15 protein-coding genes are annotated in these 14,069 nt (G+C 62.3%); 10 read left to right on the top strand and 5 right to left on the bottom strand.

What is annotated here, in order from left to right:
• Window positions 1-6: 6 nt before the first annotated feature.
• Window positions 7-771 carry a CDP-diacylglycerol diphosphatase gene (locus tag ACP92_RS01465; RefSeq protein ID WP_013232344.1) on the bottom strand — a complete coding sequence of 255 codons (765 nt, stop codon included), beginning with the start codon at window positions 769-771 and terminating at the stop codon, window positions 7-9.
• 133 nt (window positions 772-904) lie between these two features.
• Window positions 905-1,261 carry a MarR family transcriptional regulator gene (locus ACP92_RS01460; RefSeq protein WP_013232343.1) on the bottom strand — a complete coding sequence of 119 codons (357 nt, stop codon included), beginning with the start codon at window positions 1,259-1,261 and terminating at the stop codon, window positions 905-907.
• A 289-nt stretch (window positions 1,262-1,550) separates the two neighbouring features.
• Between ACP92_RS01460 and ACP92_RS01455 the strand changes: the two genes are divergently transcribed.
• The 9 genes from ACP92_RS01455 (at window position 1,551) to ACP92_RS01415 (ending at window position 10,208) form a co-directional block, all read left to right on the top strand.
• A complete protein-coding gene (locus tag ACP92_RS01455) occupies window positions 1,551-2,129 on the top strand; it encodes a hypothetical protein (RefSeq protein ID WP_013232342.1) in 579 nt (192 codons plus the stop codon).
• A 205-nt stretch (window positions 2,130-2,334) separates the two neighbouring features.
• Window positions 2,335-2,742: an ExbD/TolR family protein gene (locus ACP92_RS01450; protein WP_013232341.1), complete on the top strand. Its 408-nt coding sequence runs from the start codon at window positions 2,335-2,337 to the stop codon at window positions 2,740-2,742.
• Window positions 2,742-3,452 carry an energy transducer TonB gene (locus ACP92_RS01445; protein ID WP_013232340.1) on the top strand — a complete coding sequence of 237 codons (711 nt, stop codon included), beginning with the start codon at window positions 2,742-2,744 and terminating at the stop codon, window positions 3,450-3,452. The genes ACP92_RS01450 and ACP92_RS01445 overlap by 1 nt, the downstream gene beginning before the upstream one ends.
• Before the next feature lie 83 nt (window positions 3,453-3,535).
• The gene (locus ACP92_RS01440) at window positions 3,536-5,959 is read left to right on the top strand and encodes a TonB-dependent receptor (RefSeq protein ID WP_013232339.1); all 2,424 of its coding nucleotides are present in this window, start codon (window positions 3,536-3,538) and stop codon (window positions 5,957-5,959) included.
• A gap of 64 nt (window positions 5,960-6,023) precedes the next feature.
• On the top strand, window positions 6,024-6,650 hold the full coding sequence (locus ACP92_RS01435) for a MotA/TolQ/ExbB proton channel family protein (protein WP_013232338.1): 627 nt from the start codon (window positions 6,024-6,026) through the stop codon (window positions 6,648-6,650).
• Between the two features lie 30 nt (window positions 6,651-6,680).
• Window positions 6,681-7,931, top strand: coding sequence for a phospholipase D-like domain-containing protein (locus ACP92_RS01430; RefSeq protein ID WP_013232337.1), 1,251 nt, complete (start codon window positions 6,681-6,683; stop codon window positions 7,929-7,931).
• A gap of 109 nt (window positions 7,932-8,040) precedes the next feature.
• Window positions 8,041-8,697: a helix-turn-helix transcriptional regulator gene (locus ACP92_RS01425; protein ID WP_013232336.1), complete on the top strand. Its 657-nt coding sequence runs from the start codon at window positions 8,041-8,043 to the stop codon at window positions 8,695-8,697.
• A gap of 77 nt (window positions 8,698-8,774) precedes the next feature.
• Window positions 8,775-9,755, top strand: coding sequence for a threo-3-hydroxy-L-aspartate ammonia-lyase (locus ACP92_RS01420; protein WP_013232335.1), 981 nt, complete (start codon window positions 8,775-8,777; stop codon window positions 9,753-9,755).
• Window positions 9,756-9,848: 93 nt separating this feature from the next.
• Window positions 9,849-10,208: a 5-carboxymethyl-2-hydroxymuconate Delta-isomerase gene (locus tag ACP92_RS01415; protein ID WP_013232334.1), complete on the top strand. Its 360-nt coding sequence runs from the start codon at window positions 9,849-9,851 to the stop codon at window positions 10,206-10,208.
• A 75-nt stretch (window positions 10,209-10,283) separates the two neighbouring features.
• On the opposite strand, the gene ACP92_RS01410 is transcribed toward ACP92_RS01415, so the two are convergent.
• Window positions 10,284-10,694, bottom strand: coding sequence for a VOC family protein (locus ACP92_RS01410; RefSeq protein ID WP_041310001.1), 411 nt, complete (start codon window positions 10,692-10,694; stop codon window positions 10,284-10,286).
• 550 nt (window positions 10,695-11,244) lie between these two features.
• Here ACP92_RS01410 and ACP92_RS01405 point away from each other — a divergent pair.
• Window positions 11,245-12,321 carry a GGDEF domain-containing protein gene (locus ACP92_RS01405; protein WP_013232332.1) on the top strand — a complete coding sequence of 359 codons (1,077 nt, stop codon included), beginning with the start codon at window positions 11,245-11,247 and terminating at the stop codon, window positions 12,319-12,321.
• A 94-nt stretch (window positions 12,322-12,415) separates the two neighbouring features.
• Here the strand turns inward: ACP92_RS01405 and ACP92_RS24120 are convergent, their stop codons facing one another.
• Complete coding sequence (locus tag ACP92_RS24120) at window positions 12,416-12,679, bottom strand: PAAR domain-containing protein (protein ID WP_013232331.1); 264 nt, start codon at window positions 12,677-12,679, stop codon at window positions 12,416-12,418.
• Window positions 12,680-12,713: 34 nt separating this feature from the next.
• On the bottom strand, window positions 12,714-14,066 hold the full coding sequence (locus ACP92_RS01395) for a hypothetical protein (protein WP_013232330.1): 1,353 nt from the start codon (window positions 14,064-14,066) through the stop codon (window positions 12,714-12,716).
• Between the last annotated feature and the right edge of the window lie 3 nt (window positions 14,067-14,069).

Here is a 14,069-nt window from a genome sequence, read left to right as displayed (position 1 = left end):
GCAGGCTTACCAGCGGCAGTCGTGATCCATCAGCACTTCGGCGCTGCCCTGCTCCTGCAGGTCGAAGTTGACCGGCATGTTGACCAGGAAGAAACCACTGCCGCCATCGGCAAAGCGCGCACCGGTCAGCAGCAGCGATTGCGAGGCCATGTTGGCTGCAGCATAGGCGCTGCGGGCGGCGGCCAGCTTGAAGGGATCGTGCTGTGCCAGCGCCTCGGCGGGCAAGCGCATCACCCAGTAGCGATGCCCCTCGAAATGCCAGGGTCGCCATTGCTGTAGGGGATCATCACGATGGGCGGCCAGGCTGGCGGCGACATCGCGGCGCATGCAGTCGATGTGCAGATGCAGGTGCAACTGCGAACGTCCGGCCGCCGAATTGACTTCCACCCCCAACTGTTCATCGCTGAGCGCACGGCCCAGGGTCTGCGCCACCCGTGCGCGCTGCTGCCAGGCGTAGGCCCAGTAGTTGGGCGCCTGCGGCTCCAGCAGCTCGGGACTCTCGATGCCGGTCAGGCGGCGCGTCGGCATGAGCAGGTACTGCGCCGGGCCCACCAGATCCTTGAGGATGACGAAGCCGCGCGCCAGGTCGACCATGGCGCAAGGTTGCGGCTGGCCGCTGGCTTGCATATGGGGAACGCATTGCTGGCTGGTGATTTCCCACAGCTTGTGCGGGTCGGCCGCCATGGCCGGGCGGGGGGCGCCAACCAGCCAGAGCGCCAGCAGCGGCAGGACAGTAGCAAGACAGGAAGGAAAGCGTAAAAGCCGTCGCATCGGAACCACCTCGGACAATGGACTGCACGGCGCACCGGGCGGCGCAGCAAAGGCGCCGAGTGTAGCGGACCGGTGTGTCGTGGCGATGACAGCCGCGCTGGCGGCTGCAGGGTGATGGCCTGGGATCCTTGGATTACTTGTCGCGCGTGGCCTGCACCAGGCACTTGGAGAGCTTGTCGAAATGCAGCCAGGCCGCCTGGCTCAGCTCGACCTGCTTGCGGCGCGGGTCTTCGGTATCGGCCAGCACGATCCAGCCTTTCTCGCGCATGGATTTCAGGCGAGTATGCAGCATCGCCGGCGAGCCGAATTCGCTCTGCGCCATCAGGTCGCGCACCGACAACCGTTGCTGTTCCTGCCCGGCACGGGCGATGAAGGCCAGGATCCGGTCTTCGAGCGGATCCAGCGACGGTAATGCAGGCAATCCCCGTAGTGCTTCGGCCAGTTGCAGAAATCGCAGGTAGATATCTGCCGGCCGCTTGTTTTTACCCATATGGCGATGGTGTTGGTTGTTGTGGTACCCATCAGGAACGTACCGCCAGCGTAACTCCCGCGCCCGCTCATTGTTCCAGAATTGATAGCGAATCATACGCCGGGCCGGCCTGAGAATGCAATCCTTGCCGCCATGCCGGCCTGCAATATCTGCGCCAGAAGCGTTTGCGCGCCGATTGGCGAGGCCAGCGCGCCACACTGATGAAAATTGTTGAGGTGCAGCGCCCCTGCTTAATGGGTAACATGCGGGGCAACATACGCGCCGTTGAGCATGTCACCCCCCTCCCGCCATGCAAGCCTCGTCCGAATTCCGCTCCGCCCTGCGCACCCACCTGGCCGCCGCTGCCGGCACGGCGCTGTGCTATTTCCTGTTCTATTCCATCAACGAATGGCTGTTCCGGCGCACCCAGTTCACCGAGGGCATCGCCTGGATCTACCTGCCCGCCGGGGTGCGCCTGATCTGCACCCTGCTCTTTGCCGAAGCCGGCTGCGTGGGCCTGCTGATCGGTTCGCTGGCCACGGCGGCGACCTACCATCTGTTTCCGCACGACCCCATTGCGGTGGCCGGCTACTGCCTGATCTCGGCGGGCGCGCCCTACCTGGCCTACCGGCTCACGCTCTCGGGCCTGGACCTGGGGCGCAACCTGAGCAATCTCAACACCACCCGGCTGATGGCCTGCATCCTGCTCTACGCGCTCTCCAATCCCCTGCTCCAGCTGATCTGGTTCGTCATGCGCGGGGTCTATCCGGATTTCTGGAGCGGCCTCATCGTCATGTCCATCGGCGACCTCTCGGGCTCGCTGATCGTGGTCTATCTCTGCAAGCTCTTGCTGTCGCTGCTGCCGCGCCTGCCGCTGCCACGTCCCTGAACGCCACGCCAGGCGCTGTCGCCGCCTGGCGTCACCCACCGCTGCAGTGGCCCTTGCATAGGTCGTTGCCGGCAACACATTCTTCACGCCGCTTAACCTCAACCTGCATGGTGTAATACGCACGACACATTTCCTCGCTACGCTGCGCATCGCTATAAAAACTATAGCGCTACAAATCGTATAACGAAGCTTCGAGGAGTGTGGCATGCGCAGTTGGGACGAACCCAAGAAACGGAAGGCCCGCGTCGAGATCATCCCGATGATCGATGTGATGATGTTCCTGCTGGTCTTCTTCGTGCTGATCAGCCTGAACGTGATTCCGGCCCTGGGCCTGAAGACGCAGCTGCCCAGCTCGTCCACCGCCCAGGACCTGAAACCGCAGACCAAGGCGGTCATCACCATTGCCAAGGATGAGGTGATCCAGGTCGATGGCGAGAACACCACCCTGGATGCGCTCACCGCCCGCCTGGACAAGCTGCGCCACGAGGGCGAGAAGCTCAATCTCATCATCAACAGCGACCGCGGCGTGGAAGTGCAACGCCTGGTCGATGTGATGGATACGCTCAAGAAGGGCGGCTTCGATTCCATCTCGATCGCCACCCGCAAGCCGTGATGATGAACCTGCCCCTCCTCTTCCGTTTCCGCGAACCGCTGGCGACCTTGCCCTCGCTGGTGGTGCTGGCGGTGCTGATCATCGCCGGCGTACAGAAGGCCACCGAACTCAAGCGCAAGGAAGATCCACAACCGGTGCAGATCGCGCTGATGGAATTGCCGCCGCCCCCGCCACCGCAGCCCAAGCCGCAAGTGGAGCCGCCACCCAAACCGGTGGAGCCGCCGAAGAAGCAGGAAGCGCCCCGGCCCGTCGCCAAGCCAGCGCCGGTCAAGCAGACCCCTGCACCCGTGGACCCTGCACCACCCTCGGCCAACGCACCGGTCGTGCCGGCCCCGCCCAGCACGCCCGCCGCACCGCCGGTACAGGCCGCGCCAGTGGCGCCGCCAGCGCCGCCGCCAGTCAACACCGCCAACATCGAACAGACCTATGTGGGCCAGCTGCGCGCGCATCTCAACAGCATCAAGCGCTACCCCACGGGGCGCGAAGCCAGCACGCTGCGCCCGCAAGGCAAGGTGCGCGTGTGGTTCGTGCTCAGGCGCGATGGCAGCGTGGTCGATAGCGGCATCGAGAGCTCGTCCAATTCCATGCTGCTCGATGACGCCGCCCGCAAGACCATCAACCGCGCCGCCTTCGCCCCCTTTCCGGACGACACCTACAAGGGCGAGAGCACGCACCGCTTTACCGCTGATCTGGATTTCATACCCGTCTGAAGTGCAAGTGGAACTCGGCAGAGCTCCGCGCTCCAGGCGCAACGATGTCAACACGTAGTCCAACATACCCAGGGGAACACGACATGCAATGCAAACTCACCCGGCTGTCCTTGCTGATATCCGGGCTCTTCATCGCGGGCGCACCGGCCTTGGCCCAGACCACCACGAACGTCGGCACCGTGACCGTGCAAGGCGGCGGCAGCGCCAGCGCCGGCACGGCCGCCGCCACCGGCCTGATCCAGGCGGAGGATTCGCCCAAGGCGCGCAGCTCGGTCAACCGTGAATACATGGAAAAGCAATCGCCCACCAGCAATCCCTACCAGATGATCAACCTGCTGCCGGGCGTGAACACCTACGACAACGACGGTTCGGGCCTGTTTGGCGGCAACATCCGGGTGCGCGGTTTCAACAGCGACCAGCTGGGCTTCACCATCAACGGCGCGCCGGTCAATGATTCGGGCAGCTTCGCGGTCTATCCGCAGCAATACACCGATCCCGAGAACCTGTGCGATGTCTTCGTGACCCAGGGATCGACCGATACCGAAGCCCCGCACGTAGGCGCCAGCGGCGGCAATATCGGCATGGCCTTCTGCGCCCCGGAAGATCAGCAGCGCATCCGCGTGACCAATGCCTTCGGCTCCAACAGCCTCTGGAAGCGCTATGTGCGCTTCGACTCCGGCAAGCTGCTGGACAACCGCTTCAAATTCTTCATCTCCTATTCCAAGACCACCGCCGACAAGTTCAAGGGACCGGGCGGCGCCATCAAGGATCACGTCGACATCGGCACCAACTTCGACCTCGGCCAGGGCAGCTTCATCAACGCCAACCTGCTCTACAACCGCCAGCTCAACAACAACTACCGCTCGCTGACCAAGACCCAGATCGCCCAGCTGGGCCGCAATGCCGACTTCGGCAGCATTGCGCCACAGCACCAGCCGGCCGTCGGCGGTACGGCCCAGAACGACACCACCTATGCGCCCAACGTGGCGGCCAACATTGCCGCCAATGGCTACTACGCCTACAACCTCAATCCCTTCGAGAACTGGCTGGGCACCATCAATGCGCACTTCCAGCTGAGCCCGACCGCCAGCCTCGATATCGACCCCTACTTCTGGTACGGCTTCGGCACCGGTGCCAATCAACTGCAGACCGTGCGTGAAGGCGGCGTGGCCGGGGCCAGCCAGGTGGGTGGCGGCGCAGCCGACATCAACGGCGATGGCGACCGCCTCGATACCGTCTACGCCTACCAGGGCAGCCGCACCCGCACCTACCGTCCTGGCGTGACCTTCAAGTTCAACCAGCAGATGGACAACCATCGCCTCCTGGCCGGCTACTGGGTCGAACGCGCGCGCCACCAGCAGACCGGTCCCTTCAGCCGTGTGGACAACAACGGCAACATCGCCAACCTGTGGCAGGACAACTCCGACCTGTGGCTGCGCAATGCCGATGGCTCCATCCTGCAATACCGCGACACCCTGACCGTGAGCACGGCCCAGTCGATCTTCCTGCAGGACAGCATCAGCATGATGAACGACAAGCTCAACGTGCAAGTCGGCGGTCGTTACTCCTCGATCGACCGCGACTTCACCAACTACCCCAGTTCCGGCGCCGCCAACAATGCCAGCGCCGGCTTCTACAAGGTCAAGAAGAACTACGCCGACTTCCTGCCCAGCCTGGGTGTGCGTTTCCAGCTGGATGACGCGCAATCGGTCTTCTTCAATGCCGCCAAGAACTTCAAGGCGCCGGGCAACTTCTCCTACTTCGGCCTGCTCTCGGGCGGCACCATCGTCAACGGCCAACTGGTCGGCGCCACCCAGCGCGAGGTCCCGGTGGACAAGGAAACTTCCTGGAACTACGACCTCGGCTATCGCTACAACACCGAGAAGTGGATGGCCTCGGCATCGCTGTTCTACATCGATTATCACAACCGCATCGCCAGCGCCTACAACCCGGACACCGGCAACAAGACCGACTACAACGTCGGCGACGCCACCTCGCACGGCATGGAGCTGGAAAGCGGCTATGCCTTCACGCGCAACCTGTCGATGTATGGTTCGCTGTCCTACATCAAGAGCAAGATGAAGCAGGACCTGCGCAACAGCTCGACCCAGTTCCTGCCCACCTCCGGCAAGGAATTCCCGGATACGCCGAACTGGCTGTCGGGCCTGTCGCTGCAATACCAGCAGGACGGCTGGTACGTGTTCGGCCAGGCCAAGTACACCGGCCGCCGCTACACCACGCTGGTCAACGACGATGCGCTGGGCGGCTATACCCTGTTCAACGCCGGCGCGGGGATGACCTTCGCCTCCACCACCTGGCTCAAGAAGCCGACGGTGCGGCTGAACGTCTACAACCTCTTCGACAAGCAGTACCTCAACCTCAACGGCGGCAGCGGCAGCCAGTTCACCACCAACGCAGTGGCGGTCAACGGCATCCCTGGCACCGATCCATCGCTCTACATCGGCGCCCCGCGCACCTTCACCGTCACCCTGACTGCGGATTTCTGATCGCGGTCTGAACCGGGCGGCGCGCCCTGCAAGGCGCGCCGCCCTCACTGCAAGAGAGGCAAGCATGAACATGCAATTACTCCACGAACTGGCTTTCTACCTGATGTATGCCTGCGCGGCCCTGGCCATCTTCGTCATCGTCGAACGCGGGCTGTTCTTCGGCTACACCATGCGCCAGGCGACCGGCCTGGAGCGCGCCATGACCCACGCCGTCCAGCACCTCAAGGAACTGCCGGCCGCACTGACGGCCCGCCCCAGCCTGCCGCTGGCGCTGGTCTCGGACATCCTGGCCGAGAAGCATCATCTGACCACCGAGAAGGACCTGGAAGACTTCAGCGAATCGGTCTACATTGCCAAGCGCGGCGAAGTGCAGCAGCGTCTGTGGATCCTCGATACCATTGTCACGGCCGCACCCTTGCTGGGTCTGTTGGGCACCATCCTGGGCATCATCGATACCTTCAAGGCGCTGGCGGTCTCGGGCGTCTCCGATCCCGGCCAGGTGTCGCAGGGCATCGGCACGGCCTTGTATGCGACGGCGCTGGGCATCGGTATTGCGGTGGTCGGCATGTTCTTCTTCAACCTGTTCCAGGAGCGCATCGAGCGCATCAACGATCACCTAAAGGTATTGATGCTGCGCGCCTGCGTCGGCCGCGTGAATCCGCAGCCGCAAAGCAAGCTGCACATCGCCTGAGCAAGCCCTCACTGTTACATCGCCAACACCATGACACCTGCTCCTCGCCGTTTCCTCATCCGCCTTGCGGCAGTCATCGGCGCCGCCCTTGGGCTGGCCGGCTCCGCCCATGCCGAGTTCAGCATCCCTGGTTTCGAACTGGTCCATACGGTGCCGCGCGAAACCACCCTGGCCACCCCCGACCTGCGCGATGCTGCGCTGGTATGGAAAGAGATGTTCGACGCCGCGCAGCACGAGATCGTGTTCGGCCAGTTCTACGTGGCTGGGCAGGACGGCGAGGCGCTCGACGACATCATGGCGCATCTGGAGGCGGCCGGAAGACGCGGCGTGAAGATCCGCTTCCTGATGGAAAAGAAGGGCGAGTTCGCCTCGGTGCCGGCCACCATCGACAGGCTCAAGCGCATTCCCAACCTGGCGTTCCGGCAGATCGACTATTCCCGCATGACCGGCAACGGCATCATCCATGCCAAGTACTTCGTGGTCGATGGCCAGAGCGCCTATGTGGGCAGCCAGAACTTCGACTGGCGCTCGTTCTCGCACATCCACGAGACCGGACTGAAGATCACCGACCCGACCGTGGCCGCGCAGGTGCAAGCCATCTTCGAGATCGACTGGGCCGCGCAGGCGGCCATCGCCGCCGGCCAGACACCGGCCGTGACCAACCACGATGTGGTGGCGGCCGATGTGGCGCGCGGCAACTACCTGGTGGCCAGCCCGAACGCCTTCAACCCGCCGGGCGTGGGCGACTCGCAGAGCGAACTGGTGCGCCTGATCGGACAGGCGCAACGCGAGATCCGGGTGCAGCTGCTGGACTATGCACCGCTCTCCTATGGCCTCAACCACACCCGGCCCTATTACGCGGTGATCGACGACGCCCTGCGCGCAGCGGCCACGCGGGGCGTGAAGATCAAGCTGATGGTGTCGAACTGGAACACCGAGGCCCCGGCGATCCGCTATCTGCAGAGCCTGGCCCTGCTGCCCAATGTGGAGATCCGCATCGTCACCCTGCCGCAGGCCAGCAGCGGCTTCATTCCATTCGCGCGGGTCATCCACACCAAGGCCATGAGCATCGATGGCCAGCTCGCCTGGATTGGCACCAGCAACTGGGCCGGCGGCTACCTGGACAACTCGCGCAACCTGGAAGTGGTGCTGCACAACGCCGCCATGGCGCAACGCGTGGCGAGCCTGCATGAGCAGACCTGGAATTCGGTCTACGCGCAGCCTATCGATGTGCTCAAGGTCTATCCCAAGCCAGCCAAGGGCAAGGAAAACACCGAATGAGTCAGCGCTGATTTCTCTTGCGCGGGTTCGGCGGCTCTCACAGAGGCGCCAGGGAAAAGGGCATTCCCCAATCTAGACGAAATGTCTAATTTTAGATAAAGTGTCTAAAATGAAATCCCGCCCCCGCAAGAAACGCGTCCCCGATCGTCCCGACCACGCCCTGTTGCTGTCACAGCTTCAACAGATCGCCCAGGGTCTGGGCGACACGTTTGCCCCCTTCTGCGAAGTCGTGCTGCATGATCTGCGCCATGCCGATCACTCCGTCGTCGCCCTGTACAACAACCTGTCCGGGCGCGAAGTGGGCGACCCTACCACCGAACTGGGACTGGCCCGCATCGCCGACGAGAGCTATCCGCAAGTGCTGAGCAACTACGCCAACACCTTGCCCGATGGCCGCCAGACCAAGAGCACCTCCATCGGCATCAAGGATGTCGATGGCAAGTACGTGGCGGCGCTGTGCCTGAACATCGACCTCACACTCTTCGGCGCCTTGCAGGGCATGCTCAACCAGTTCGGCCACACCGATGGCGCAGTGCGCGTGGCCGAGTCGCTGGAGCCGGCCGGCGCCGACGCCCTGCGCAACCACATCGATGCCTTTGCCGCCCGCCTCTCGACCACACCGCGCAGCCTCAAGACCGAGGAACGCCGGGCACTCATGCGCGAGCTGCGCCAGAACGGCGGCCTGGATGTGCGGCGCGCTGCCGAGATCGTAGCCGCGCACCTGGGCGTCTCCCGCGCGACCGTCTACAACGACGATAAAGAATGAGGCTACGCTGACGATTTTGTAGCCTGTTTTTGCTTCCCCGCTCTGCCCCTTCTTCCCACCTCACCAAGGATGCCACCATGATCCCCGTTTCCAGCGCCACCGAATTGCCCAGCTTTGCCGATGTCCTGCTGGCGGCCGAACGCATCAAGCCCTGGGCGCACAGGACGCCCGTGCTGCGCTCGCGCACTGCCGACACCGAGCTGGGCGCGCAGCTCTTCTTCAAGTGCGAGAACTTCCAGCGCATGGGGGCCTTCAAGTTCCGTGGTGCGATGAATGCGCTCACGCAGTTCGATGCGACCCAGCGCAAGCATGGCGTGATCACCTTCTCCTCGGGCAACCATGCGCAAGGCACGGCGCTGGCTGCGCAACTGCTGGGCATCCCGGCCGTGATCGTGATGCCCCAGGATGCGCCAGCCGCCAAGGTGGCGGCCACCCGTGGCTATGGTGCGGAAGTGGTCACCTATGACCGCTATACCGAAGACCGCGAAGCCATCGGTGCGCGCCTGGCGGCCGAGCGCAAGATGACCCTGATCCCGCCCTACGACCATCCCCACGTCATGGCCGGACAGGGGACGGCCACGCTGGAGCTGTTGCAGGAAACCGGTCCGCTGGATGCGCTCTTCGTCTGCCTGGGTGGGGGCGGCCTGCTCTCCGGTGCGGCGCTGGCGGCGCGCGCGCTGTCGCCGGCGTGCAAGATCTATGGCGTAGAGCCGCAAGCCGGCAATGATGGCCAGCAATCGCTGCGCGCCGGGCAGGTGGTGCACATCGATACCCCCAAGACCATCGCCGATGGCGCCCAGACCCAGCACCTGGGCAAGTACACCTTCGGCGTCATCCGCGAACTGGTCGATGACATCCATACGGTGAGCGATGAGGAACTGGTGGCCGGCATGCGCTTCTTTGCCGAGCGCATGAAGATGGTGGTGGAGCCCACCGGCTGCCTGGGCTTTGCGGCGGCCCGCAAGTTGAAGGACCAGTTGCAGGGCAAGCGCGTGGGGGTGATCATCAGCGGGGGCAATGTGGACCTGGGCAAGCTGGCGACCTTCCTGGCAGACTAATCATTTACACCTATACCGTCATCGGGTGATTTGGCCTACATTACCAGGGCATCTCACTGACCTATCCGCTCAACGAAAAGGACTACGATCACCATGCCCCATCTCGTCATGGAATACACCGGCAATCTCTCCATCGATGTCCAACCCACACTGCTGAAGCTGAACCAGGCGCTGGTGGCCAGCGGCCACTTCGAAGAGAACGCCATCAAGGCGCGCGCAGTGCGCCTGCAAAACTACCTGGTCGGCACCGATACGCAGGCACAGCGCGGCTTCGTCGCACTGCGTCTGGCCATCCTGACCGGCCGCTCGCTGGAGGACAAGAAGCAGATCTCCGACCTGCTGGGCGCCGCCATGCGCCAAGACCTGGCGCTGCCGGCTGACACCCAGGTGCAGATCACGGTGGAAGTGGCCGACATGCAGCGCGAGAGCTACTACAAGGTCAGCCTGCCGTAAGCACGCACGCCACCAGAAACGAGAAAGCCGTCCGGCAAGCGCCGGACGGCTTTTTTCATGGAGAGAGGAAAACGCTCAGGTCGCCAGGGCCGCTTCCGGCAGCGCCTCGCGGAACTGCACTACGTTGCCTTCCGGATCGTAGCCGTCGCAGGCGCGGAAATCGGGACCATTCCATTCCCCGTCCGGACTCTTCATGCCACCGCCCATCTGTTGCGTGGCCAGCCGCGCATGACTGAGCGAGCGCACCGGAAGGAAGAGCTTGACCGGCACATTCTCGCGCAGTACCGGCGGCGTGCTGATCTCGACAGCGTCGCCATGCGGCGCGGTGATGGCGTGGATCACGAGCAGGAAATCAGCGCTCTCGATGACCACCTTCTCGGCATGGGCGTGTTTGGGAACCACCGCCAGCACCTGCGCATAGAACGCGGCGAGGCGGGCTACATCTTTGGCGAACAGGACTGCGCCTGCTTTGGGCTGGGTCGACATCTCTGCTTTCAAAAACGTTGAACGGATCAGACAAGGAACGGCAGAGTTTATTTTCGAAGCACGCACTTGGCAAGCCTTAATCGTCACCCTGTAGCGACATCGTTGTGTCGCTCTGCGGCGACGCCATTCTGTCGCCTGTTGCGGCGCAATACCGACATGCGCTGACAAGCAAACACTGCTCTGTCTGATGTCCTGATCGTGCGCGTTGAAGTACCCTTCCACAATTGCTCAAAAGTGGCTGTTGAAATACCAATTGTCAGCATGATCAGCGAAGTACTTTTATTGTGATCGGATTGGCATTGTTTGCTGCGCGAGGGCGACTAAATTGTAAAAGGATGTTCCAAACGCCTTCGTCTCGGAACCTGATCTGCTAACGTAATGTCGCAGGGCAACAAGATGTGCTTGAGACGAAGAAGAAAAACAAACAGCCTGGCACTCGACCTGCAAGCTCGTTCTCCTGACTTCTGACTTCACTGTTGCATCGGCAAGCTGTTCAGGGCCAACCCAGTCCAGACGAATTCGAACCCATCGACCAAGATCGTATCGCGCCATGACCATTCGAAACTTTTTTCCTCCGACCCAGCCCGAGCGCGCCCGCTCCCAGCGCGGCCTGAGCGGCTCCCGCATCGACCTGGCCAATGCCGGCGGCCAGGCTGACGCCTGGCTGGAGCCGACCCTGGCGGACTTCATCTCGCTGGCCACCAGCCTGTGCAGCATGCCCATGGGGATGGTCAGCCAGTTGCACGCCGACATCGGCATGCAGCATCCCTTCGTTTCGATCGTCAATGGCCGTGGCGACCGCCGCAACCAATGGTGGCGCTTCCCTGGCCAGAATGGCGTGGCGCGCACCGTGGTGGACTTCTCGCTGTGCGAATATGCGGCACGACGCCCCGGCCAGCTCACCGAGATCAGCGACCTGCAGGCGGACCAGCGCTTTTGCGATAGCGCCCTGGCCAATGGCAATCCGCGTGTACGCTTCTATGCCGCAGTGCCGCTGGTGTCGTCCAACGGCGACATCTTCGGCACGCTCTGCGTGATGGACCGCGAAGCGCGCGTGCTCACCGCCGCCCAGCGCGACGCCTTCCTCAAGCTGGGTCGCCAGCTCGAAGGTCAACTGGAAGCGCGCCGCGCCATGCAGAAACTGGAACAACAGACACTGACCGATGCGCTCACCGGCATCGGCAATCGTCGCAGCTTCGACCTGCGTCTGCGTGAAGAGTGGACCCGTCATCTGCGCAATGCCCGCCCCTTGTCGCTGCTGATGGTGGACGTCGATTACTTCAAGCAGTACAACGACACCTACGGCCACCCGGCCGGCGACGCCCTGCTCACGCAACTGGGACGCGTCCTGCGTTCGCCGCTGCGCGCCAGCGACTTCCTGGCGCGTTATGGCGGCGACGAATTTTCCCTGATCCTGCCCGACACCGACGAGATCGGCGCGCTCCAGGTGGCCGAACGCATCAAGGCTGCGGTGGAGCAGGCGCATTGGGAACACTGCGATATCGAGATCAGCCTGGGCGCGGCCACGGTGACGCCCTCGGAGATGTGCGACTTCAGCGCCTTGCTGCAGGCTGCCGACCAGGCCATGTACCGGCGCAAGCATGGGCGGGAGCCGCGGCACGCGTAAGAATGCAATCAGGTCAGCACGCTGAATTCCGCTTGTCCTGACCGCACACCGAACACCGTTGTAAGGTCAGCGGCGTGTTCACGTAGAGCTTGCTTCAGCCGGCGCCGCTATTGGACAGCGTGGAGATAAGCACTGCACCGCAACTGATGCGATGGCCGTCAAAGGCAACTGCGATTCCATCTATCTCAATGGTTGGATGACCTTCGACGATGACGCAACCCACATGTCCCTGGACCGGACAAGAGCAACGGTCACCAACACGGGCGACAGCTTTCCCTCTCACTGCCACGCGGGCATCGGCACTGACGACCTTGCCACCGTGGCTGGTCGGGTCTTCTAGACGGATGACGCCCTTCATGATGATCTCCTTATCGAAATGGATGACTCGCTAGTCAGTCCGAGTAACCTTGCATATAGGTCGTCCAGTCGAGGTCTTTTCTCAACCCCCACCAAGGCAAATAGGCATAGCCCTCTCCCCGTGCGCGGAACCAGTTTTTTTCGGGATCGAAGACGCGGGCACGGTCTGGCGGCGTCACCACCACGGCGGTAGCTCTATCCGTCTCGGTCGTACCTGCCACCATCACAGGCTTGCCCTTGTGATGGGCCCAAGCTATGGCCAGCGCTACGTTGGTAATCGCTGTTCCAGCGCGCATGTCGCCCAGCAATTGCGGGGTGTTGAAGGCCTGCTTGAACATGTCCAGTTCGGGCAAGCTCTGCGTCATTGCCTGGGCTAATGTGCCGATGCGGCGGCCTGCTTCTTCGCTGCCTTTGCCGGCGTCATGGATGACATAACGAATATCGCTAGGCGAGATGTTCGCCTGTTCTGCCGCCGACTGGATGGCACTCTTCCAGGCGAGTGCAGTACGGCTTTCGCCTTCAGCGGGTGCGAAGTCCTCGGTGCTGCGAACAGCGGGGCGGGCAATCCATGCCAAAGGTTCGCGTTCTGTGTTGAACTTCGGCCCCGCCAGAATCAGCAAGGTGCAGTTCTCGCTGATCCGCCCATAGTCGGGAAACTCCGGCGCGTCCATGTTCATGACCCAGACGGTTTTGTCAGGGTGTGCTTCCAGGTAATCCATTCCGGCTGACAGGGAAGTAAAACCGGCGCTGGCACCGCCTCTTGTGATATTGACGTCGGCGGGAATGTTCTCAGTTGATATCTCGGGGTTATGAAACTCGAACTCTCCATTAAAAGCCTCTCGCGTACGCTCCGCCGCATTATCTGACGTCAACATTGGGACATCAGGAATCGCAAATTCGACGCGAATGCCATGGAGTTCGCGCCAGCTCTTTCGATTCTCTGGTTGAATCGTGTAGAAATAACTGCTGTTGAGCGCATACTGACGGCCGATAGGTTTGAGGATTGCTTCCACGTAATCGGACAGGAATCCAGGGAAGACACTACTTCCATCGGAAAAAACAATCTTCTTACGAAAATTAAAGGTTAAGGGCGCAATCTTCTGTACAGTCGTAAATGTCTCGGGGTCCCTTCTCACCTCGTCGTCGTCCTTGTTAGGCTTTGCGATTCCCAATGTCCAAAGCAACTGCCATTCAGTCGGATAGTCTCTTCGCATCAACGGGTTGAGCCATTGGACGCCAACGACCTGAACTTGGAAGCGTTCCTCAGTCGCTACTGCCAGAGGTGCTTTGATCACCTCGACAGCCCTGGAAGATCGATGCAATGCTGCGATTAACACAAGCAACATCAATGCGGCGATTGAGAACAGCAGGAAAATCAGCCGATTCATCAG

Origin of the sequence: Herbaspirillum seropedicae (assembly GCF_001040945.1) — a bacterium.
Taxonomy (GTDB): Bacteria; Pseudomonadota; Gammaproteobacteria; order Burkholderiales; family Burkholderiaceae_D; genus Herbaspirillum; species Herbaspirillum seropedicae.
Note: the sequence above shows the minus strand (reverse complement) of the source record. Positions and strands in the feature narration are given on the sequence as shown.